This is a genomic window from Bradyrhizobium sp. Ken51, from assembly GCF_055807435.1.
Genome location: NZ_JBVVPB010000027.1, coordinates 1 through 20,685, shown reverse-complemented (window position 1 = coordinate 20,685; position 20,685 = coordinate 1). Strand labels below are relative to the sequence as shown.

Here is a 20,685-nt window from a genome sequence, read left to right as displayed (position 1 = left end):
CTTCACATTCCAACGTCGTCCCGGCGAAGGCCGGGACCCATACCGCGTGATTTATCAATCGTGGTCGGCGGGAGTACCGAGCCACGAGTCTTCGCCAAAACTCTGCCTGTGGCTATGGGTCCCGGCATTCGCCGGGACGACGGCGAGAGATCAAACCGACCAAGGCTCCGCTTCCGCCGCGCTCTTTGCCTTGGCGGAGACCGGGCTCTCGCCGATCACATCCGCCAATGCGCGCAACGCTTCCTGCACGCCGTCGCCGGTGGCGGCGGAGAGCAGCAGCGGCGTCTTCTTGGCGGCGCGCTTCAGCCGCTCCTTCTGCTTCTTCAACTCGTCCGGCTCGACCGCGTCGATCTTGTTCAGCGCGACGATCTCGATCTTGTCGGTGAGCTGTCCGGCATAGGCGTCCAGCTCGGTTCGCACCGTCTTGTAGGCCTTGCCGGCGTGCTCGCAGGTCGCATCGATGAGATGCAGCAGCACGCGGCAGCGCTCGACATGGGCAAGGAAGCGGTCGCCGAGACCGACGCCTTCATGCGCGCCTTCGATCAGGCCGGGGATGTCGGCCAGCACGAATTCGCGGCCGTCGGCATTCACGACGCCGAGCTGCGGATGCAGCGTGGTGAAGGGATAGTCGGCGATCTTCGGCTTGGCCGCGCTGACCTTGGCGAGAAAGGTCGACTTGCCGGCATTGGGCAGGCCGACGAGGCCGGCATCCGCGATCAGCTTCAGCCGCAGCCAGATCCAGCGCTCCTCGCCGGGCTGGCCGGGATTGGCATTGCGCGGGGCGCGGTTGGTCGAGGTCTTGAAATGGGCGTTGCCGAAGCCGCCATTGCCACCTTCGGCCAGCACGAACTTTTCGCCGACCGTGGTGAAGTCGTGGATCATGGTCTCGCGATCTTCATCGAAGATCTGCGTGCCCAGGGGGACCTTCAGCACGATCGACTTGCCATTGGCGCCGTGGCGGTCCGAGCCCGAGCCGTTCTCGCCCTTCTGGGCCTTGAAGTGCTGCTGGTAGCGATAGTCGATCAGCGTGTTCAGGCCGTCTGCGACCTCGATGATGACATTGCCGCCGCGGCCGCCATTGCCGCCGGAGGGGCCGCCGAATTCAATGAATTTTTCGCGGCGGAACGCCACGCAGCCGTTTCCGCCGTCGCCGGAGCGGATATAGACCTTTGCTTCGTCAAGGAATTTCATGGGCCATAGGTAGGCCAGCCGGTCCCGCGCGGCAACCCGGATAGACCCGCAAATCGGCTGAATTTCCGCGATTTTGGGGCGTGCTTAACCCCGGCACAACGTTAGTTGGGCCGGCGCCGGATCAGGAATTTCTGCGTGCCCTCCAGCACCAGCTCCTTGCGCTGGTTGAACACGGTGCTTTTGAGCGTCACCGCGCCGGTCGAGCGTCCCGGCACCAGCTCGGTGACCTCGAGCGCGGGATAGATTGTATCGTCGGCGAACACCGGCTTGAGGAACCGGCTGGATTGCTCGAGGAAGCCGACCAGCGAGTCCTCGACCATGAAGGGAAACAGGCCCGCGCCGGGCGCGGTGTGGATCAGCGTCTGGAAACCGTGGGCGAGCAGATGCGGCATGCCGCGGCTGCGGCAATACTCCACATCGTAATGCACCGGATGGGTATCGCCGCTCGCGGTCTGGAACGCCGCGAACACGGCCGTCGTCTGCGTGCGGCTCGGCAGCACGAAACGCTCGCCGACCGCGAAATCCTCAAACCAGCGTTGCGCGGGGATCATGCGATGCCGGGCCGGGTCGAAGTCGGTCATGGCGAGGCTCTTTCCTGGCTCTTTGGTTCGGGTGACGCCTATCGCTACCGCGACGCGAAGAGTGCGGCAATCCGTTCAATTCGGCTGGCGTGGGCTTGTCGCGGGCGCTCACGTCATTAAAACGACCGCAAGCGACTCCGGTCGCCATCCCGACGCTCTCTCCGCTCGTCATTGCGAGCGAAGCGAAGCGATCCAGACTGTCTCCGTGGAAACAGTCTGGATTGCTTCGTCGCAAGAGCTCCTCGCAATGACGCGTTTCCACGAACGACAGCAATGCCCCTCTTCAAGAATCTCTCGGCCTATGACGAACGCTCGGCGCGCCTTGCCGGCATTGGGCTCATGGTGCTGTCGATCTTCATGTTCTCGTTCGGCGATGCCATGGGCAAGTTCCTGGTCGGGACTTATTCGGTGGGGCAGCTGCTGTTCCTGCGCGCCTGCGCGGCGCTGCTGCTGCTGTCGCCGCTGGTCTGGCGGCAGCGTCACCAGTTCCTGCATCTGGAGCGGCCGGGCCTCCAGCTGTTTCGGGTGGTGCTGTCGACGCTGGAAGTGGCGGCCTTCTTCCTTGCGACGGTCTATTTGCCGCTCGCCGACGTCATCACCTACTATCTCGCCGGGCCCATTTTCGTCACCGCGATGTCGGCGATCTTTCTCGGCGAGAAGGTCGGCTGGCGGCGCTGGACGGCGATCCTGATCGGCTTCTGCGGCGTGCTGATCGCGCTGCGGCCGTCGGCACAGACGGTGAGCCTGCCGGCGCTGATCGCGCTTGGCGGCAGCCTGTCCTTCGCAACGCTGATGCTGATCACGCGCAGCCTGCGCAAGACGCCCGATATCGTGATGGCGTCGTCGCAATTCGTCGGCACGTTCCTGCTGGGTGCGGTGCTGTCGGCGTTCAACTGGGTGCCGCCGACATCAGGTAGCCTCGTGATCTTCGCGCTGGCGGGATGCGTCTCGGTCACGGCGCTGTTCTGCGTCAACCGCTCGCTCAAGCTCGCGCCGGCCAGCGTCGTCGTGCCCTATCAATATTCGATGATCGTCTGGGCGGTGATCTTCGGCTTCGTCGTGTTCGGCGACGTGCCCGAAATCGCCACCATAGTCGGCGCCGCCATCATCATCGGCGCCGGGTTCTATATTTACTTGCGTGAACGCGATCTCGGGCGTGGGGACGTGGATGTGAATCCGCCGGCGTAACCACAACTACGGTGTCGTCCCGGCGGAGGCCGGGACCCATACCCACAGGGTGCAGTTTGGCGAAGACTCGGAGTGGGAGCCTTCGCGCTACCAACGGTCGTGGTCATGGGTCCCGGCCTTCGCCGGGACGACATCGTATGGCTAGGCTGGCTACCTCACCCTTCGCGCACTGCTCCAGCTCTTCAGCGATGCCCACACGCCGCGTGACAGGCGGAAGCAGTCGACGGGCGTGGACGAGCCCAGCGCCATGAAGCGATGCAGCTGGACGCCGCTCCACTGGAAGCCGCACTTCTCCAGCACGTTGCGCGACGCCGGGTTGGTGACGCGCGCACCTGCATAGAGATGATCGTCCTCGAACTCCTCGAAGAAGAAGTCGATCGCGCCGCGCGCGGCCTCGGTGGCAAAGCCCCGGCCCCAATGCTCGACGCCGAGCCAATAGCCGAGCTCGGCATTGTCGGGCGTGGAGCAGTCGATGCCGACCATGCCGACGGGCCCGCTGTCATGCTCGATCAGGAACACCGTCTCGCTGCCGGGCGCGGCGGTGGCGCGGATGAAGGCGACGGCGTCGTCCTGCGAATAGGGATGCGGGAGGCGCCTTGTGTTTTCGGCGACGCGGCGGTCGTTGGCGAGGAGGGCGATGGTCCTGACGTCGGCGAGGGTCGGCCGCCGCAAGGTCAGCCGCTCGGTGGCGACGACGCTGGGTCTCGCCTCCCGCAAGGTCACGCTCGAGAAATCCTGCAACATGTCCGGCTCCGTCGAAGTCACTAAGTGAAAAGTGAGCACGCAAACGAAAGGGGAGGCCGGTTTCCCGCCTCCCCTGGAGCCTTCGATCTCTATGATCTCAAGGACTCCGCCGGTTCGGTCTGGGACCCGGCGGACTCCAAATTTGATCCACCGTCTATTCAGCCGCCTCTGCGAGCGGGAGCACCGAGATGAAGGTGCGGCCGTTGGCTTTGGCCTGGAACGTTACGCGGCCTTCGACCTTGGCGAACAAGGTGTGGTCCGTGCCCATGCCGACATTAAGGCCGGGATGCCAGGTGGTGCCGCGCTGACGCGCAATGATGTTGCCGGGAATCACAACTTCCCCGCCGAACGCCTTGATCCCGAGGCGCTTGCCCTTGGAATCGCGACCGTTACGCGATGAACCGCCTGCTTTTTTGTGAGCCATGGCTCGTCTCCGAAATCCTGAGTATTTCTAGATCAATTCCTTGACGGAATCATTTCACAATTTCTCACGCATCAATTCGTGATGATGCGTGATCAAATTATGCGGCGGCCTCTTCGGTCGTGGTCTCTGGCTTGACGACCTTCTCCCGCTTCGGACGCGGCCCCTTGGTGGGTTTGGCGCCGTCCGTCAGGATCTCCGAGATGCGCAGCACGGTGATCTCGTCGCGATAGCCGCGCTTGCGGCGCGAGTTCTTGCGGCGGCGCTTCTTGAAAGCGATGACCTTGGGACCGCGCTTGTGGTCGAGCACCTCGACCGCAACGGACGCGCCTGCGACCGTGGGCAGACCCAGGATCGGCGTGTCGCCGCCGACCAGGAGAACTTCATTGAGCTGCACGATCGAGCCGACTTCGCCTTCGATCTTGCCTACTTCCAGGACATCATCCGGAACGACGCGGTACTGCCGGCCGCCGGTTTTGATGACTGCGAACATCGTTGTTTTCCTTCGTGTTCATTCCCGGCCTCGCGACATGGTGTCGGGGCCGGCTTTTTGTCAGTCGTTATGGGTTTATGCGAGCTTTGTGCGGGCGGGAGTTATCCCTTTGAAAACCCACGCAAAAACAAGCGGCGCGAGAAACGCCCCGCGCCGGTTGCGGGATTTATAGCCGCTGACCGCGCAGAGTCAAGGAAAAGCCGGCGAAAACGGCCCGATTTGAAGCATTTGGGCCCGATCCGGCCCCGCAGCGAATTTCCGACGGCACCGCAACCAACGGGTTCCGCCGCCGTTGTCCCCGCGAATTAGGTCACACGGGCAAGGGGCTTACCATGGCAACAGACGAGCTGGTCAAGACGACGACGGGCATCGCCCATCACGGCGCGGAGCGGTTGCCGTCGGTGGATATCGACAGCTTCAACATCGAGATGAAGGACGAGGACGGCTTCATCGGCGACCGCGCCAGCAAGGGCGCGTTCCGGGAGATTCTCGAGCGCTGGCGCAAGCCGCTGCGCAAGTCCGGCGAGGACCCGTTCGGCAAGGAGCCGTCGGATGAGATCAGCAAGAAGACGCTGGATGCCATCCTGGTCGGCGACGACACCGAGGCCTGGGCGGTGGTGCATAGCGCCATCGAGGACTTCGCCCAGGAGCTCGCTTATGTCACGCGGCGTTTCCTCAAGTCCAAGGCCTGGGCCAAGACCGAGCGCATCGTGGTCGGCGGCGGCTTTCGCGATTCCCGGCTCGGCGAGCTCGCGATCGCGCGCACCGAGATCATCCTCATGGCCGAGGGTTTCAAGATGGACATGGTGCCGATCCGCCATCACCCCGATGAGGCCGGCCTGATCGGCGCGCTGCATCTGGCGCCGTCATGGATCTTCGAAGCCCATGACAGCATCCTCGCCGTCGATATCGGCGGCACCAACATCCGCTGCGGCCTGGTGGAGACCAGCTGGAAGAAGGCAAAAGACCTGTCGAAAGCCAAGGTCGTGAAGTCCGAGCTGTGGCGTCATGCCGACGACGAGCCGACGCGCGAAGGCGCGGTGAAGCGGCTCACCAAGATGCTGAAGGGGCTGATCACCGAGGCCGAGAAGGAAGGCTTCAAGCTGGCGCCGTTCATCGGCATCGCCTGTCCCGGCGTGATCAACGCGGACGGCTCCATCGAGAAAGGCGCGCAGAACCTGCCGGGCAATTGGGAGAGCAGCAAGTTCAACCTGCCGGCGAGCCTGCTCGAGGGCATTCCGCAGATCGGCGAGCACGACACCGCGATCCTGATGCACAATGACGGCGTGGTTCAGGGCCTCTCAGAGGTGCCGTTCATGCAGGACGTCGATCGCTGGGGCGTGCTCACCATCGGCACCGGGCTGGGCAATGCCCGCTTCACCAACCGCCGCAAGGACAACGGCAAGGACAAAGACGGCGATTCCACGGGCAACGGGAAGAAAAAAGCCAAGTCCGACTGAAGCGTTTTCGAGCGAAGTGGACACCGGTTCGCGTGAAGAAAACGCGTCAAAAACAGGAATCTGGAGCCCCGTTCCGATCCCATCGGAACGTAAACGGCTCCAGAGTAACCTTGACTGGTTAGGTTAAGGACCGGATTGCGTTGCGGTGCACGGGCCGCACGCTACGGTCGGAACCGTCGCCTCACCTGGCCGGCGAAGCCGCCCTTCCCAGCCAGTATTTCAATGAGCGGCACGGGACCGCCAGTGTTTACCGCGTCTGGCGGTCCCACCCCGCCTTTTCAGGCACCAGTGATTCGAGCCTCGATGCTACCGGCTCGACCTCGCGCCGGGTCATTAGCGAACGGTCCAGACCAAATTCCGCGCAAACCGCCGCCGAAATCCGCGGTCGTCCCCATCACCACCGCGACATCATGGGGCCCAGCCGCAAAACCGGCCCGATTTTCGTCCTCCCAGCCTTGTCTGGCCCGCCATCCTCGCCTATTAACGCCCGAACCACAGGGGCCCTGCTCCTTACTTGGCGCCTTCAGGAGAGGTGGCAGAGTGGTCGAATGCACCGCACTCGAAATGCGGCATAGGTGCAAGCCTATCGGGGGTTCGAATCCCTCCCTCTCCGCCAATATCATCCGCCACAATAAAACGGCTTCCAGAAAGCTCGGCAGATCAGTCTGATCTTGCCGGCTCTCGCTCCGCCAGCGCCGTCCGCGCCGTCGCCACAAACGCCTGCGCGGCTGGCGACAACGTCCGCCCCTGGCGCTGCAGCAGCGACACCGGGCGGGTGATGGCAGGACGTATCAGCGGCTTTGCGATCAGAGTCGGAAATTGATCCGCCGGCAGCATCGTCGCAGGAAGGATCGCGAGGCCGAGACCCTGCGCCGTCATGGCGAGTGCGGTGTTGATCAGCGTCACTTCATAGGTTGGGTTGAGGTGCTTGCCCTGGGTGCCCAGCGCCTGATCGATCTGCATGCGAATCCGCGTCTCGCCCCGCATCGCGATCGTGGGCATCTGAGCCAACTCGTCCCATGTCAGCGAGCGGCGTGCCGCGAAGTCGGCGGTGCGCCGGCCGATGGCGCTCAGGCGGCCGCGGGTCAGCGTCTCGACCGTCAGCTCCGCGAATTCTCCCTCGACGCTGCCGATCGCGAACTCCGCATCCGTCGCGATCAGACGCGGAACGAGATCGTCGGCGGCGACATCGCGCATGTCGATTTCGATATCGGGATAGCCTGCCCGGAATTTTGCGAGCACCGAGGGCAGCAGCGCCGATGCGGTACCGGCTGAGGCGAGAAACGCGACCCGGCCGGCGCGCGCCTGCGCCAGGTCGCGCATGCGCCGCGACAGGCCCAGCGCATCGCCCAGCATGCGTTCGGCGGCATGAACTGCCTCGTCAGCGGCCAGCGTCGGCTGCACCGAACGAGTGGAGCGATCGAACAGTTTGACGCCAAGCTGCGCTTCGAGCTGCTGGATCAACAGGCTCGCCGCCGATTGCGTGATCCCCAGCTCGCGCGCGGCCCGCGTGATGCTGCGCGTGCGGTACACGCCGGTGAAGGCCTGCAATTGCCGCAAGGTGACGTTCATAGGTAAAGCTCATGAATTGATGAGTTCTTTCCGGCTTATCACATAAGCGAGCATGCAATAAAATGCATGTCGTGGACGGTGAAGCCACGATCGCCAAGGGATCGGAAACGAACATGAGGACACAGGTGCTGGTGGTGGGCGCCGGGCCCGTCGGATTGACCGCGGCGATGGATCTGGCTTCCCGTGGGATCGACGTCGTGGTCGCGGAGATCCGCCATGCCGGCGATCCGCCCAGCGTCAAATGCAATCACGTCTCGGCGCGTTCGATGGAGATCTTCCGCCGGCTCGGCGTCGCCGCAAAGCTGCGCGACGCAGGCCTGCCCGCAGATTTCCCGAACGACTGCTCCTACCGGACCACGGCGACCGGCATCGAGCTGTGCCGCATCGACATTCCCTCGCGCGCACGCCGCTACAGCGCCACTGGTGGCCCCGATACCTGGTGGCCGACGCCGGAGCCGCCCCACCGGATCAACCAAGTCTATCTCGAGCCGATCCTGTTCAGCCATGCCGCCGCTCAATCGCGCATCACCATTCTGGCGCGCACGGAAATCACGGACATCGAGCAGAATGACGACCATGTGGTTGCACTGGCGCGCGACCTCGACAGCGGAAGCTCGCTCCGCATCGAGGCTTCCTTTGTGATCGGTTGTGATGGCAGCCGTTCCCTGGTTCGCAAATCGATCGGTGCCAACCTGTCCGGCACGCCGGTGATCCAGCGCGTGCAATCGACCTTCATCGAAGCGCCGCAGCTCAAGGAGCTGATGGGCGCGCACAAGCCGGCCTGGATGGTGCTCTCGCTCAACCCGCGACGCTCAGGCACGACGGTGGCGATCGACGGTCGTGACCGCTGGCTGATCCACAATCACCTGAAGCCAGATGAGCCCGAATTTGATTCGGTCGATCGGGACTGGGCGATCCGCGCCATTCTCGGCGTCGACGAGCGTTTCGAATACCGCGTCCTCAGCAGGGAGGACTGGGTCGGCCGCCGGCTTGTCGCCGATCGCTTCCGCGACCGCAGGGTCTTCATCTGCGGCGACGCCGCGCATCTGTGGATGCCGTATGCGGGCTACGGCATGAATGCGGGCATTGCGGACGCCATCGACCTGTGCTGGCAGGTGGCGGCGCATCTGAACGGGTGGGCGCCGGCTTCGATCCTCGATGCCTACGAGGCGGAGCGTCAGCCCATCACCGAACAGGTGTCGCGCTTTGCCATGGACCATGCGATGAAGATGATGGCGCAGCGTGGCGGAGTCTCCGCGGAGATCGAGCACGACACGCCGCGCGGCCACGCGGCGCGCGCAGCGCTGGCCAGGGCGGCCTACGATCTCAACGTTCAGCAATATTGCTGTGCCGGATTGAACTTCGGCTACTATTACGATGCCTCGCCGATCATCGCCTATGACGGCGAGACGCCGCCGGCCTACGCGATGGGCAGCTTCACGCCCTCCACCGTGCCGGGCGCTCGCGCGCCGCACCTGTTTCTGCGGGACGGGCGATCGCTCTACGATGCCTTCGGCGCCGGCTACACTTTGCTGCGGTTCGATCCGGCGATCGATGTGGCGCCATTGAAGTCTGCCGCAGAGCAGCGCGGCATTCCGCTCGCGCTGCTCGACATCGCGCCGGACGAAGCGAACGGCGCGTATGCCGAGAAGCTGGTGCTGGCGCGGCCCGATCAGCACATCGCCTGGCGCGGGCAGGCCGCGCCGGCGGACCCACAAGGCTTGCTGACGCGCATTACTGGCGCTTCGGCGTAACGCGATTTGAAGCGGACGGTCTCGCGGCGAGTCCGTCAGGACGTGGTTTACAAAGTCGTAGTTCACAAAGGCGTGGTTCACAAACAAGAACGCACCGGGGAGGGAAACGTGTTTCACGTTGTAAGCCGCCGCATTATGGCCGTGCTGACGGCCGCGAGTTTCGCCGTGTTGCCGCTGGAGGCGGGCCGAGCGGCCTATCCCGAGCAATTGATCAAGATCATCGTGACCTTTCCGCCCGGCGGCAGCGCCGATACCGTCATCCGCGCGCTCGAACCGCTGGTCATTGCCGAGCTCAAACAGGGTCTCGTGATCGAGAACCGCGCGGGTGCTGGAGGCAACATCGGCATGGCCGCGGTCGCGCAGGCCAAGCCTGATGGCTATACGCTCGGCGTCGCGCCGGCAGGCAGCCTGACGGTGAATCCGCATCTCAATTCGTCGATGCCGTTCGATCCGAAGGATCTTGCGCCGATCACCCTGCTCGCGGAAATTCCCTTCGTGCTGGTTGCGTCAGCGAACGTGCCGGCGCATACGGTCGCGGAAACGATCGCGCTCGCCAAGGCCAAGCCGGGCGCGTTGTCGATCGGACATGGCGGCAATTCGACAGCCATGCACTTGACCGCAGCACTGTTCACGCAGAAGACCGCGATCGCCATGGAGCTGGTCCCCTATCGCGGGACCGCGCCGGCGACGGTCGACGTTCTCGCAGGCCATGTCCCCTTCGCGGTACTGGATATCCCCGCATCGAGGCAACTGATCCTCGAAGGCAAGCTCAACGCCATCGGTGTGTCGTCTGCGCAGCGTCTGTCGTCCTTGCCCGATGTGCCGACACTAGCCGAGAGCGGGATTGCGGGTTTCGAATCCGTTGGCTGGTTCGGGCTGGTTGCTCCGGCCGGCACGCCAGCCGATATCGTCGGCCGGTTGAACGAAGCCTTCGGAAAAGCCCTGAAGGACCCGTCGGTGGTCGAGAAGATCCGGACGCTTGGCGCAGAGCCTGCACCGACCTCGCCCGAGCAGTTCAGCCACTTCATCCAAAGCGAAAGCTCGAAATGGGGCAAGCTGATCAGTGAAGCGGGCATCAAGGCGAATTAAGTATCGTCTGCGTAGCCCCGTTGCTCGTCGACGGTCATCCCCGGCTCGCCCTCAGCGCCCGCCGCATCACGATCGCGGTCTAGTCAGGCGATTTCGCCCCCACGTAAGTCATTGATCTTGCAGCCCCCGGCTACTGTGCATGGGGTTGTTTTCGCGCTTTTTGTTGTTGGGCGTTGGAAAGCTTACAGGTAATCGTCACGCCACCCCGGCTGGCCGCTCCAGTTGGGATCACCACCGACAAGGGCGAGACCACCATGCAATCTTCCGGCAGCGGCTGGGGCAACGGGCTTCTTGGCGTCATCATCTTCAGCGGCTCGCTGCCGGCGACGCGCGTGGCGGTCGGCGGGTTCTCCGCGCTGTTCCTGACCTCGGTGCGCGCGGTCATTGCGGCGCTGATCGGCGTGGCCGTGCTCGGCCTGCTCCGTCAGGCGCGGCCGGCGCGCGGAGATCTCGTCTCGCTCGCCATCGTCGCCATCGGCGTCGTGGTCGGTTTTCCCTTGCTGACGGCGCTCGCGCTCCAGCACATCACCTCGGCGCATTCGATCGTCTTCATCGGGCTGCTGCCGCTGTCGACCGCGATCTTCGGCGTGCTGCGCGGCGGCGAGCGGCCGCAGCCGATGTTCTGGCTGTTCGCGATTTTGGGCAGCGCCACCGTCGCGGGCTTTGCGCTGTCCAACGACGGCACCGCATCGCTCACCGGCGATCTCCTGATGGTCGCGGCGATCGTGCTGTGCGGGCTCGGCTATGCCGAAGGCGCCGCGCTGTCGCGCCGGCTCGGCGGCTGGCAGGTCATCTCCTGGGCGCTGCTGCTGTCGCTGCCGCTGATGCTGCCGGTCGCGATTCTCACCTGGCCCTCGACATGGAGCGGCATCAGTGTGCCCGCCTGGATCGGGCTCGCCTACGTCTCGGTCTTCAGCATGTTCGTCGGCTTCATCTTCTGGTACCGCGGGCTTGCGATCGGCGGCATCGCCCGCGTCGGCCAGTTGCAGCAGCTCCAGCCGTTCTTCGGCCTCGCCCTTGCCGGCCTGCTTCTGCACGAACCCGTCGCCTGGAGCATGATCGTCGCGACCGCGCTGGTGGTCGCCTGCGTCTTCTTCGCGCGGCGGTTTGCCTGAGGCCGAATTGATGTGACCTTAGTTCTTGCCCGGTTGCGGCTTTTCGATCCCCGGCAGCCGCGCGATCCTCTCGGCGAGAAAATCGATCAGCAGCCGTACCCGCGCGATGCCGGACCGCTCCGGGACAATCAGCATGTTGAGCGGAACGGAAGGCGGCGCGTAGTCTTGAAGCACGTGCTCAAGTTGGCCTGAGGCAAGCAGGTCGTCGACGAGCCAAAGATGGGCCGGCGCAATGCCACGACCGGCCGCGAGCGCCTCGCGTGCGGCAAGCCCGTGATCCACCCGCAGCCGCCCTGCGAACGGGACCACATGGCGGCCGCCGCGCCGCCCGTGCAGCACGAGCACGTCGCTGCCGGCGATGTTCGACATCCTGACACCCTCGTGGCTGGCGAGATCCTGCGGGCGCGTGGGCCTTCCGTGCGAAGCCAGATAGTCGGGTGCGGCCACGAGCACCCGCCGCGACTGACCAAGCAGCCTGAGCTTCATCGAACTGTCGGGGAGCGGCCCCAGACGCAGGGCGATATCGACACCTTCCCGCACAAGGTCGATCCGTTCGTCGGTCAGGCTGAGATCAACCGTCACGTCAGGATAGCGGTCCTGGAACGCGAACACGAAACGACTGACATGGAGCACACCGAAGGCCGCGGTGCAGGAGACGCGCACCGTTCCGGCCGGCGCGCCGCGCGTGCTGCGCGCCTCGTCGACCGCCAGTTCGACCAGGCGCAGGATCTGCACGCAGTCGGCATAGTAGCGGCGTCCCTCCTCCGTCATCGTCACGCTGCGCGTGGTCCGCGTGAGCAGCGGCACGCCGACGGCCTGCTCCAGTTCCCGAAGATGCCGCGTCACTGTCGACTGGCCGAGAACAAGCTCGCGCGCGACCGCGGACAGGCTGCCGCGCTCGGCGACCCGCACGAAGCTGCGCATGCGTTCGAGCGTAACGTCCGATCTATCCATATTTCGGCATGATCCTATCCATTGGCGACAACTACCGAATTGCAGCGGTGCACGCTACCTGGTGGCTCGAAATCATCAACCAAGGAGCTGATCATGAAAGTGTTGATCGTCTTCGCTCATCCCGAGCCGCGCTCCCTCAATGGCTCGCTCCGCGATGTCGCCGTCAGAGAACTCGAGGCTGAGGGACACGAGGTGCGGGTGTCAGACCTTTACGCCCAGGGCTGGACATCCGAAATCGGTCGCGCCGACTTTCCGCTGCTGCCGCGGGACGCGCGGCTGGCGCCGGCCGCCGCCTCCAAGCAGGCGTTCGAATCGGGCACACTCACCGCGGACGTCAAGGCCGAGATCGAGAAGCTGCTGTGGGCGGACGTCCTGATCCTGCAATTTCCGCTGTGGTGGTTCAGCATGCCCGCCATTCTCAAGGGCTGGGTCGACCGCGTGTTCGCCTACGGTTTCGCCTATGGCGTCGGCGAGCACAGCGACAAGCGGTGGGGCGACCGTTACGGCGAAGGCAGGCTAGCGGGCAAACGCGCGATGCTGATCGTGAGCGCCGGCGGCTGGCAGGAGCATTATTCGGCGCGCGGGATCAACGGGCCGATCGACGACCTGCTGTTCCCGATCAATCACGGCATCCTCTATTATCCGGGATACGACGTGCTTCCGCCGTTCGTTGTCTACAAGGCCGACAAGCTGGACGAAGCCGGTTTCCAGGCGACGGCCGAACGTTTGCGCGAGAGGATGCGAACGCTTGCGACGACATCGCCGATTCCTTATCGGCGCCAGAATGGCGGCGATTACCTGATTCCGAGCATGCAGCTCCGCGCGGGACTCGAGCATTCCGGCGCGACCGGCTTCGCGCTTCACGTCGAGCAGGCCGAGGCACGCAGCCCCAATGGCGAGGTGAGCTCCATGCGCTCGGCGACGGAGGATTGCGCGGCAACGGCGTAATCCGCCGCCCGCGCATGACATCACCCCATCACCGTTCGCGTCAGCGTGCTCCGCGCAAACTTTTTCAGCGGCATCGGCTTGCCGAACAGAAAACCCTGCACGAGGTCGAAGCCGAGCTCGTTGGCAGCGACCAGGTCGGCGCGGCTCTCGACGCCCTCGGCGACGGCGCGCACGCCATAGCCATGCGAAAGCTCGACGATGTGGCGGCACACGGTGCGCTTGAGGCGATCGGTGCCGCTGCCGGTGACGAAGTGCCGGTCGGCCTTCAGCTTGATGAAGGGAATTTTTCCGAGGTCCATCAGCGACGGCCAGTTGGCGCCGAGATTGTCGATCGACAGGCCGACATTGTGCAGACGCAGTTCGCGGGCGACCTCGACGAGGAGATCGAGGTCGCGGATCGCCTCCTCGCTGTCGATCTCGATCGTCAGCCCGCCGAATGCCGGATGCGTCGGCATGCGGCGGCAGAGATCGCGCACGGCCTGAGGCTCCTTCAGATAGGACGACGGCAAATTGATCGCGAGATCGACCGGGCTCTGCTGCTCCAGCAGATAGTGCCAGTCCTGCATGGCGCGCTCGATCACGAATTCGGAGAGGTCGCGCAGATTCGGGTCGTCCTCTTCGGGGATGAAATAGGCCGGCGGCACCAGGCCCCAGGTCGGATGCCGCATCCGCACCAGCGCCTCGGCGCTATTGCGGATCAGCGTGCGCGCATCGATCTTGGGCTGATACCACAGCTCGAGCCAGCCGGCGTGCAGGGCCTCGCCGACATGCACGGCCGGGCTCGGCGCCGGCTCCTCGGGCAACAGCATCGCGACGCGCTCGCGCAACGTCTCCGCGGCAAAGGGCGTGGTCAGCGGCGGCAGCATCTTGAGGCCGTATTCCTCGCCGACCTGCTGCACGGCCCTGACGATAATCGACTCGCGGGCGCCGACAGTCAGAACCCTGCCGTCGAAAGCCTCGCGCACCAGCGTCTCGAGAAATTTGCCGGGCTCGATGCCGTCGGCGGCGATGCCGAGCAGGATCAGGTCGGGCAATTCGCTCGTCAGCACGCTCTGCAGCTCCTCGGCGCTGGCGCATTCGGTGGTGACGAAGCCGAGATCCTCCAGCACCTCCGCGAGAAACGCGCGCAGATGGCGCTTGCCGTCGGCGACGCATGCGCGCGGCTTCACCTTTCGCCGTCCGAAGGTCTTCGGCCTTCGTTCGGCGAGTTCTACAATTTCGTCGTTCATCGCAAGCACTCCCGTTCCGTGCCGGTGTGTTAGCGACGTGAGCAGTTTCAAATATGGAAGGCTTCAGTCGATTGTCGAATTATCTGGGTAACGTTAAAGCACCCATCATGTCTAAAATTGTCCCGATCTCGTTCGAGATGTTTTTACGTCTGTTCGCGCATCGGGCGCAGGGTTGCGGCAATCACTGGAGATTTCGTAACGTGCAGTGCGGCTGCAAGCACGCGCACTGTCCTGCTATTGGACCAAGCTGCGCGCACCTTGCCCAATTGAATAATGGAGCGCCTCAATTGCGCGCGGTGCGCGCATTTTCCCGGCTCGCTCGTGACGGTTCTGCGACAATGCGTCGGCAGGCGCTGGCGCCCGTGTGAAGCACATCACAAGCGAATTGCTGCACTTGCGCTATTGCTTCGGGCAGCCGGTGGTGGGCTGTCGAGGATCGCAGCAATGACGTCGCGGCGAATAATGTATTGGTGGTTCAGGTTCGTGCTGTCAGGGCGATTTCTCGATCGCTTCCTGTGCCTGCCGCGCGCGCATTAGCGCGGGATCAGGTTTGGCCGATCAGCTTGCGCAACGCGGCGGCGCCGTCCTCGATCACATCGCGTCCCTTCCAGGCCAGATAGGACAGCTTTCCGCCGAGCGTATCGTGGCTGCGCAGCCGGCGCGAGCCGAGAATGTGGCCGACATTGGAGGGGAAGCGGCTCACCTCGGCGGACACCAGCGCCGCGATCGCGTCCATCAATTGCTGCAGCCGAATGCCCCACTCACACTGCTCGATGCCGTCGATCCGCACCTTGAGCGCATATTCGGTGTCGTAGATCTCGGTGAGCAGGTCGCGCGCAATCAGCACCCGGTTGTGCCGGAGCGCGATGCGCAAGGCGAGGCGCCTGTCGTCGAGCTGGTCGAGCACCATGTGAACGACGCAGGCATAGGGCGTGGCGGCGACATCGGCGGCGCTCTTGCTCGCGGCGGCCTTGGTGGCAAGGCGCACCAATTGCCAGAACGTCTTCAGCCGCCTCGCCACCAGCGTCAGGGCAAACGGCAGCGCCTCGGGATGAGCCTTCTTGAAGGCGTCCAATCGTGCGGTGATCTGATCAACCTGGCCGTCGTCGAATTTCGCGATCTTCTCGGGCAGCTTTTCATTGAACTTCGGCAGCGCGGCGCCGGCGCGCAGCACATGTTGCATCTTCTTCACGTCGTCGAAGGCGGTGCGCGATGCCGTGTATTGCGCGAGCTTGCCGCGCGCGAACTCGGTGCTCTCCGCTGATGCGAGGGTGCTCTCGAGAACCTTGACGACCTTGGTCTGGAAGCTCGATGCGATCTTCAGCACTTCCTTCTGGTTGTTGGCGGCGACCTGGTCGTTGATCGCCTTGATGTAGTCCCGCGCCATGGTCGGCAGCAGGTCGCGGCAGATCCACTCCCAGATCGGGGTGAGGGTGTTGCGCGAGATCCGCCCCATATTGGCATGCTCGGGCGCGCCGTCGATCAGAAGCAGCTCGAGCGGCGCAAAGAAATTGCGGGAGGGACTGGTGGCGCGCGCCTGGCTCGATCCGTCCTTGCGAAATTCGGCCCGCAGCCGCGATTGGAGCTCGGATGAGCCCGGCATGTCGATGCCGCACAGCTCCAGCCGTTCGAGCTCGCTGAGCAGGCAGCTGCGCGACAGCGGCGTCAGCTTCTGCAAGAAGTCCGATAGCTGGTCGATCTCGTTCATGGCACGCAATCTTCCGCAACGATTCCAGCAGGCCTACCGGCCGCATGCATGGAGGCATTTGCGCGCTCTCAATTGCGACATAGAGAAGCAAGCCGCCGTTAATATATCGGTAAAATCCGGGGCGGCGGGTCATCGGCGCGGATCGGGTCGTTAAGAAGGCTTCGGCTGACCCGCCTACCATTTGAGCAGGTTCAGCAACCTAAGAATGCTGAGGGAGGTTGGCCCTCTAGCACAAAGTGTGCCTGTGCCGGAGTTTCAGCACAAAGCTGCCAAATTCACCGTAGTCTTACGGAGCAAAAAGTTAACCACAGACCCCGTTGGGTTCCGCTAAACGAGTGACATGGGGTCACAGAATGATACGGCCACTGATTCGCGGCCGTCGGAATGGTACGAAAGCAACGCCGCTCCAATTGAAGAGCTCGATGTCGTCCGCTTGAACGCCGCCCGCGCCAGGGCGGCCGACGAAATGGCCGCCGCCATCGCCCGCGAGCTCAACGGTCCCCTCACGGCGCTCCTGCTCTACATGGGCGAGATCAAGCATCACAGCGATCAGCTCGCGCCGGTGACGGGCGACCGTGCCTATTTGCAGCGGGTCGTGGAGAATGCGCTGGTGCAGACCGAGCGGGTTTGTGGCCTCGTCAAACAGCTTGCCGGTTCTCACACGGGTGGCCTGCCGATCGCGTCCAGGGTCGAGGACGCCGAATTGAAGCTCGCGCGTGCGCCACAGCCGCAGCGCGTGCCGAGCGCCGAAGTGCTCGGCCTGTCAGGCCAGAAGCGGCTGACCAAGCGCGAGCGCGAGGTGCTGAGGCTGATCAGCGAGGGTTATTCGAACAAGCAGGGGGCGCTTCGGATGCAGATCAGCCCGCGCACCTTCGAGAGCCATCGCGCCGAGGCAATGCGGAAGCTCGGTGCGCGCAACACTGCGGACCTCGTCCGTGCGGCGCTGCTGCATTCGATCGACTGAGGGCTGTGTCGGGCCGCCCGCCGGCGGCGAGGGCCAAGCGTGAGAGATCTCTCGAGAAAGACCCGGGCTCCGATCGCGCTCAGAAATAATCTTCGGCGAAGGGACGCGCGCGCGACGCGGGCCGCAGCGGCTTGAGCTCTTCCTTCGGCGCGTTGGGAATGATCGTGATGGTCCAGCGGGGCGGCATGCTCGATTCCTGCTCCAGCACCGAACGCACGAAGCCCGTCACCGTCTCCTCGCCAGCGGCCACCGTCGCCATCCGGCCGTTGAACTGTGCGATGCGGAAGCGGCGAACTTCTTTCTGGTCCGCGGTCTCGTAGGTGAACATGGAAACCCTCCTGGTTTCCGGCGACTATCGCTGCCTATGATTAGCCATCTGTGAAAATCCCAAGCCGTAGAAGTACGGCGGGGATGCACGCGTGAGTGGCTAGAGCATTTTCGCCTGAAGTGGATACCGGTTCGCGTGAAGAAAACGCGTCAAATAGGAATCTAGACCGCCGGTTCCTGTGCGCGCGCGGCGGCATAGGCCGCGTCCATCAAGTCCAGGAGGTCGCGAAAGCCGGCGTCGCCGAGTCTCGCCGCGGTCATCTCCAGCCGCAGCGCCAGCACCGCGAGCCGGACATAGCCGAACGTCCCGGCCGCGCTCTTCAGCGAATGCGCTTCGCGCGCGATCCTGCCGCGGTGCTGCGCGAGCGAGAGCGTGCGGAACGATTGCAGGCGTGCGCAGGTCTCGCTCCAGAACACGTCGCGCACTTCGCAAGCACCGTCCTCGCCGATCTCCCGCACCAGCGCCTGGTACGCGCCCGGCTCGCGCGCGGGCTCGGCATCAAGCGCTGTCTGCGCAGGCGCGACGGTGACTTCGAACATGGTTTGGCCTGCCTTGATCACGGATCGTTTGCCGCCGGCCCATACAGGCGCGGGCGGCACGTCCGTGTCTACGGCATCTGGATTTCAGTTCCGGTAGCAGGACATTCCGTGTTTGCGGGCCGGAATTAGCGGCCGGTTTACCACGCCGCAGCACCAGTCAGCGCGGGCCGAGCAGCCGGTCATACTGGGCCTTCACGGTGGCATAGCATTCGCACGCCGTCTGGCGCAGGCCGTCCAGGTTGAGGATCTGGATGTGTCCGCGGCTGTAGTTGATGAAATTCGCCTGCTGCAAGGTATTGGCGACCAGCGACACGCTGTTCCGCCGAGCGCCGATCATCTGCGCCATAGCCTCCTGGGTCAGCAACAGCCGGTAGTCGCCGGAGAGGTCATGGGTGTGCAGCAGGCAGCGCGACAGCCGCGACTCCACCGGATGAGCGGCGTTGCAGCCCGCGGTCTGCTGCACCTGCGCGTAGACCGCCAGTCCGTGACGCGTGAGCAGCGTCCGCAGGGTGCCGCTCTGGTCGGCCGCGATGCGCAGTCGGTCAAGGTCCATCATCGAGGCGGAGCCGGGAACCAGCACGATGGCCGTGTTCAGCGCGCAGGCATCACCCATGGTCGAGAGCGTTCCGAGCAGGCTGTCGCGGCCGATCATGGCGACTTGCACGTGCTCGCCCCTGGCGAGCTCCACCACCAGCGAGATGACGCCGCGATGGGGAAAGTAGGCGCGCTTGAGCGTTTCGCCGGTCTCGACCAGCACCGCGTCATGCGGCAGATCGCACGTACGCAGGTGCGGCCGGATCAACTCATAATCGTCTGCCGACAGCGCGGACAGGAAACCGTTGGAGGAACGCACCATCGTTTCCAAAGTCGCCTCCCGTCTCCCGGACTAGCGGGCCGCAGCACCCGAAACTGCTTGCCGTCCGGGTAAGTTCCATCATGTTCCCCTCGGGATATATTGGCAATTGAGACAAGTTGTCCGATCGCCGTTAGCGCCGTTGCACGTCGCCTCGCCAAGACAGATTCACTGACCATTTCCAGGGTACCGAGCTGTTGTCCCAGCAGATCCAGATCGGTCGACTGGCATCGGCTCGGAGGGCGGTCGCGGCCATGGTTGATCCGATGGGTTTCGAAGCGATCCGCGCCGCGTCCGCTTCGTCATCCGGTTGTGCGGCAACAAACCTAATTATAACGGTTGTGTCGCTCTGCGTATACCCGTTGGGGAGCAGACAAGCTCGGCCATTTGCGGCGGAAATGAGAATGGCACGCTGATTCGCTCATGAGCCGGCGCGCCAGCCCTGCGAGCTTGTGCAGGTAAAAATGGCAAGGGGGCCTTCATGACCGGAAGCACCGCATCCGCGCCGCGTCCGTCGCCTTCCCCGCTCCGCCAAGGACGTTCTCAATAGTCCATTTCTCGAGCAAAGGAGCATGGCGTGCGCCACGGTGAATCGCCGATTCGGGAAGCTCAAGCTGGGACACAAGTTCTGCGCCATATTCTCGTCGTCGACGACGACCCGATGGTCTGCATGGCCATCGAGATCTATCTCCAGCGCAACAATTTTCGGGTGACGATCGCCGAAGGAGGGGAAGCCGGACTTCGCGCGCTCGAACATCAACAGTTCGACCTGATGATCATCGATATCTTCATGCCGCACATGCGCGGGTTCGAATCGGTCCGGATCTTTCACGAGCGGGCCCCGGCCGTTCCGCTGATCGCGATGTCCGGCTACGCGTTCGCAAATCTGAATTCGCCAGCCCCCGATTTCCTCCGGATGGCGCTGGGGCTCGGTGCGGCGCGCTGTCTGCGCAAGCCGTTCACGCCGCACGCGCTGCTCGCCGCGATCAACGATTGCCTCGCGGAGCACAGTTCCCACCGCGACCTTGCCTCGGCCGCGCGCCTGGGTTAGCGCCGGCACCGGCCGCAGTGGACGCGGGTAACCGTTCGTTTACCGCGAATGCGGGTCTTGCGTATCTCTCGGCAAAGCATCAAGCGAAAGTGGCGAGACCGCTCAGGATTGCAGGCGGCTCCATACAATTCCGCGAAGACCGCGCATATCGTCCTTTACAAGCAGGGCTTTCCCGCGCGCCTGGTCTCGCTGTTATCGGCACGTTCACCTAACGCGTCTCGCCGTTGCGGCGTGGTGCTGGTTTTGCCGAAAAACGCTGTCGCATGCGGTCGAACGGCAAACTTGTCTTCAATATCCGTATTAGCACGGAGGATGAAATTAACGGGACCGTGAAAGGGGATGTCTAACGATCCAAGGCGGGGACTTCCGTTCATGCCAAGCGCGGCTCGGGCGTCGAGGTTCAGATCCAGGTCAGTAAGGCGTAGCTCATGGATGATCTGTTGCGGGAGTTTTTGACGGAAACCAGCGAGAGCCTGGACACCGTGGACAATCAGCTGGTGAAG

General features: G+C 64.0%; 21 protein-coding genes and 1 tRNA gene. 9 read left to right on the top strand and 13 right to left on the bottom strand.

Translation table 11 applies throughout. The annotated features are described in order from the left end of the window. Positions 1-150: 150 nt before the first annotated feature. On the bottom strand, positions 151-1,191 hold the full coding sequence (obgE, locus tag AC0L27_RS32005; RefSeq protein WP_027515026.1) for a GTPase ObgE: 1,041 nt from the start codon (positions 1,189-1,191) through the stop codon (positions 151-153). Between the two features lie 101 nt (positions 1,192-1,292). Continuing rightward, the gene (locus AC0L27_RS32000; protein WP_354209641.1) at positions 1,293-1,772 is read right to left on the bottom strand and encodes a MaoC family dehydratase; all 480 of its coding nucleotides are present in this window, start codon (positions 1,770-1,772) and stop codon (positions 1,293-1,295) included. 273 nt (positions 1,773-2,045) lie between these two features. Between AC0L27_RS32000 and AC0L27_RS31995 the strand changes: the two genes are divergently transcribed. Next, positions 2,046-2,960: a DMT family transporter gene (locus AC0L27_RS31995; protein ID WP_354209640.1), complete on the top strand. Its 915-nt coding sequence runs from the start codon at positions 2,046-2,048 to the stop codon at positions 2,958-2,960. A gap of 150 nt (positions 2,961-3,110) precedes the next feature. Here the strand turns inward: AC0L27_RS31995 and AC0L27_RS31990 are convergent, their stop codons facing one another. The 3 genes from AC0L27_RS31990 to rplU form a co-directional block, all read right to left on the bottom strand. Next, on the bottom strand, positions 3,111-3,704 hold the full coding sequence (locus tag AC0L27_RS31990) for a GNAT family N-acetyltransferase (RefSeq protein ID WP_354209639.1): 594 nt from the start codon (positions 3,702-3,704) through the stop codon (positions 3,111-3,113). Positions 3,705-3,858: 154 nt separating this feature from the next. After that, positions 3,859-4,128: a 50S ribosomal protein L27 gene (gene rpmA, locus AC0L27_RS31985; RefSeq protein ID WP_007598923.1), complete on the bottom strand. Its 270-nt coding sequence runs from the start codon at positions 4,126-4,128 to the stop codon at positions 3,859-3,861. A 97-nt stretch (positions 4,129-4,225) separates the two neighbouring features. Next, entirely contained in the window at positions 4,226-4,618 is a 393-nt protein-coding gene (gene rplU / locus AC0L27_RS31980) for a 50S ribosomal protein L21 (RefSeq protein WP_027566432.1), read from the bottom strand. Positions 4,619-4,950: 332 nt separating this feature from the next. Between rplU and AC0L27_RS31975 the strand changes: the two genes are divergently transcribed. Both AC0L27_RS31975 and AC0L27_RS31970 read left to right on the top strand, forming a co-directional pair. Beyond that, positions 4,951-6,078: an ROK family protein gene (locus AC0L27_RS31975; RefSeq protein WP_275174160.1), complete on the top strand. Its 1,128-nt coding sequence runs from the start codon at positions 4,951-4,953 to the stop codon at positions 6,076-6,078. Between the two features lie 526 nt (positions 6,079-6,604). Continuing rightward, positions 6,605-6,694, top strand: a tRNA-Ser gene (locus tag AC0L27_RS31970). A 44-nt stretch (positions 6,695-6,738) separates the two neighbouring features. On the opposite strand, the gene AC0L27_RS31965 is transcribed toward AC0L27_RS31970, so the two are convergent. Next, on the bottom strand, positions 6,739-7,650 hold the full coding sequence (locus AC0L27_RS31965) for a LysR family transcriptional regulator (RefSeq protein WP_275174487.1): 912 nt from the start codon (positions 7,648-7,650) through the stop codon (positions 6,739-6,741). A 113-nt stretch (positions 7,651-7,763) separates the two neighbouring features. On the opposite strand from AC0L27_RS31965, the gene AC0L27_RS31960 reads away from it, so the two are divergent. From AC0L27_RS31960 to AC0L27_RS31950, 3 genes are all read left to right on the top strand, one after another. Then, positions 7,764-9,404 carry an FAD-dependent oxidoreductase gene (locus AC0L27_RS31960; RefSeq protein ID WP_354209638.1) on the top strand — a complete coding sequence of 547 codons (1,641 nt, stop codon included), beginning with the start codon at positions 7,764-7,766 and terminating at the stop codon, positions 9,402-9,404. A gap of 108 nt (positions 9,405-9,512) precedes the next feature. Continuing rightward, a complete protein-coding gene (locus tag AC0L27_RS31955; protein ID WP_354209637.1) occupies positions 9,513-10,493 on the top strand; it encodes a Bug family tripartite tricarboxylate transporter substrate binding protein in 981 nt (326 codons plus the stop codon). A 254-nt stretch (positions 10,494-10,747) separates the two neighbouring features. After that, a complete protein-coding gene (locus AC0L27_RS31950) occupies positions 10,748-11,608 on the top strand; it encodes a DMT family transporter (protein WP_354209636.1) in 861 nt (286 codons plus the stop codon). 18 nt (positions 11,609-11,626) lie between these two features. Here the strand turns inward: AC0L27_RS31950 and AC0L27_RS31945 are convergent, their stop codons facing one another. Continuing rightward, a complete protein-coding gene (locus AC0L27_RS31945; protein WP_473321676.1) occupies positions 11,627-12,562 on the bottom strand; it encodes a LysR family transcriptional regulator in 936 nt (311 codons plus the stop codon). Positions 12,563-12,655: 93 nt separating this feature from the next. Between AC0L27_RS31945 and AC0L27_RS31940 the strand changes: the two genes are divergently transcribed. Beyond that, positions 12,656-13,510, top strand: a complete 855-nt coding sequence (locus tag AC0L27_RS31940) for an NAD(P)H-dependent oxidoreductase (protein ID WP_354209634.1) — start codon at positions 12,656-12,658, stop codon at positions 13,508-13,510. A 20-nt stretch (positions 13,511-13,530) separates the two neighbouring features. Here the strand turns inward: AC0L27_RS31940 and AC0L27_RS31935 are convergent, their stop codons facing one another. Together AC0L27_RS31935 and AC0L27_RS31930 are read right to left on the bottom strand one after the other, a co-directional pair. Then, on the bottom strand, positions 13,531-14,739 hold the full coding sequence (locus tag AC0L27_RS31935) for an EAL domain-containing response regulator (RefSeq protein ID WP_354254722.1): 1,209 nt from the start codon (positions 14,737-14,739) through the stop codon (positions 13,531-13,533). A 544-nt stretch (positions 14,740-15,283) separates the two neighbouring features. Then, entirely contained in the window at positions 15,284-16,447 is a 1,164-nt protein-coding gene (locus AC0L27_RS31930; protein WP_354209632.1) for a hypothetical protein, read from the bottom strand. Between the two features lie 340 nt (positions 16,448-16,787). Here AC0L27_RS31930 and AC0L27_RS31925 point away from each other — a divergent pair, with 340 nt between their 5' ends. Then, the gene (locus AC0L27_RS31925) at positions 16,788-17,411 is read left to right on the top strand and encodes a LuxR C-terminal-related transcriptional regulator (RefSeq protein ID WP_354209631.1); all 624 of its coding nucleotides are present in this window, start codon (positions 16,788-16,790) and stop codon (positions 17,409-17,411) included. Positions 17,412-17,490: 79 nt separating this feature from the next. Here AC0L27_RS31925 and AC0L27_RS31920 read toward each other — a convergent pair whose 3' ends face one another. From AC0L27_RS31920 to AC0L27_RS31910, 3 genes are all read right to left on the bottom strand, one after another. Then, complete coding sequence (locus AC0L27_RS31920) at positions 17,491-17,739, bottom strand: hypothetical protein (protein ID WP_354209630.1); 249 nt, start codon at positions 17,737-17,739, stop codon at positions 17,491-17,493. A 161-nt stretch (positions 17,740-17,900) separates the two neighbouring features. Further along, positions 17,901-18,278, bottom strand: a complete 378-nt coding sequence (locus AC0L27_RS31915) for an Hpt domain-containing protein (RefSeq protein ID WP_354209629.1) — start codon at positions 18,276-18,278, stop codon at positions 17,901-17,903. A 157-nt stretch (positions 18,279-18,435) separates the two neighbouring features. Continuing rightward, positions 18,436-19,134, bottom strand: coding sequence for a Crp/Fnr family transcriptional regulator (locus tag AC0L27_RS31910; RefSeq protein ID WP_275174499.1), 699 nt, complete (start codon positions 19,132-19,134; stop codon positions 18,436-18,438). A 574-nt stretch (positions 19,135-19,708) separates the two neighbouring features. Between AC0L27_RS31910 and AC0L27_RS31905 the strand changes: the two genes are divergently transcribed. Next, positions 19,709-20,182 carry a response regulator gene (locus AC0L27_RS31905; protein ID WP_473321663.1) on the top strand — a complete coding sequence of 158 codons (474 nt, stop codon included), beginning with the start codon at positions 19,709-19,711 and terminating at the stop codon, positions 20,180-20,182. A gap of 155 nt (positions 20,183-20,337) precedes the next feature. On the opposite strand, the gene AC0L27_RS31900 is transcribed toward AC0L27_RS31905, so the two are convergent. After that, the coding region (locus AC0L27_RS31900; RefSeq protein ID WP_473321661.1) for a hypothetical protein at positions 20,338-20,685 on the bottom strand (348 nt) is incomplete at its 5' end.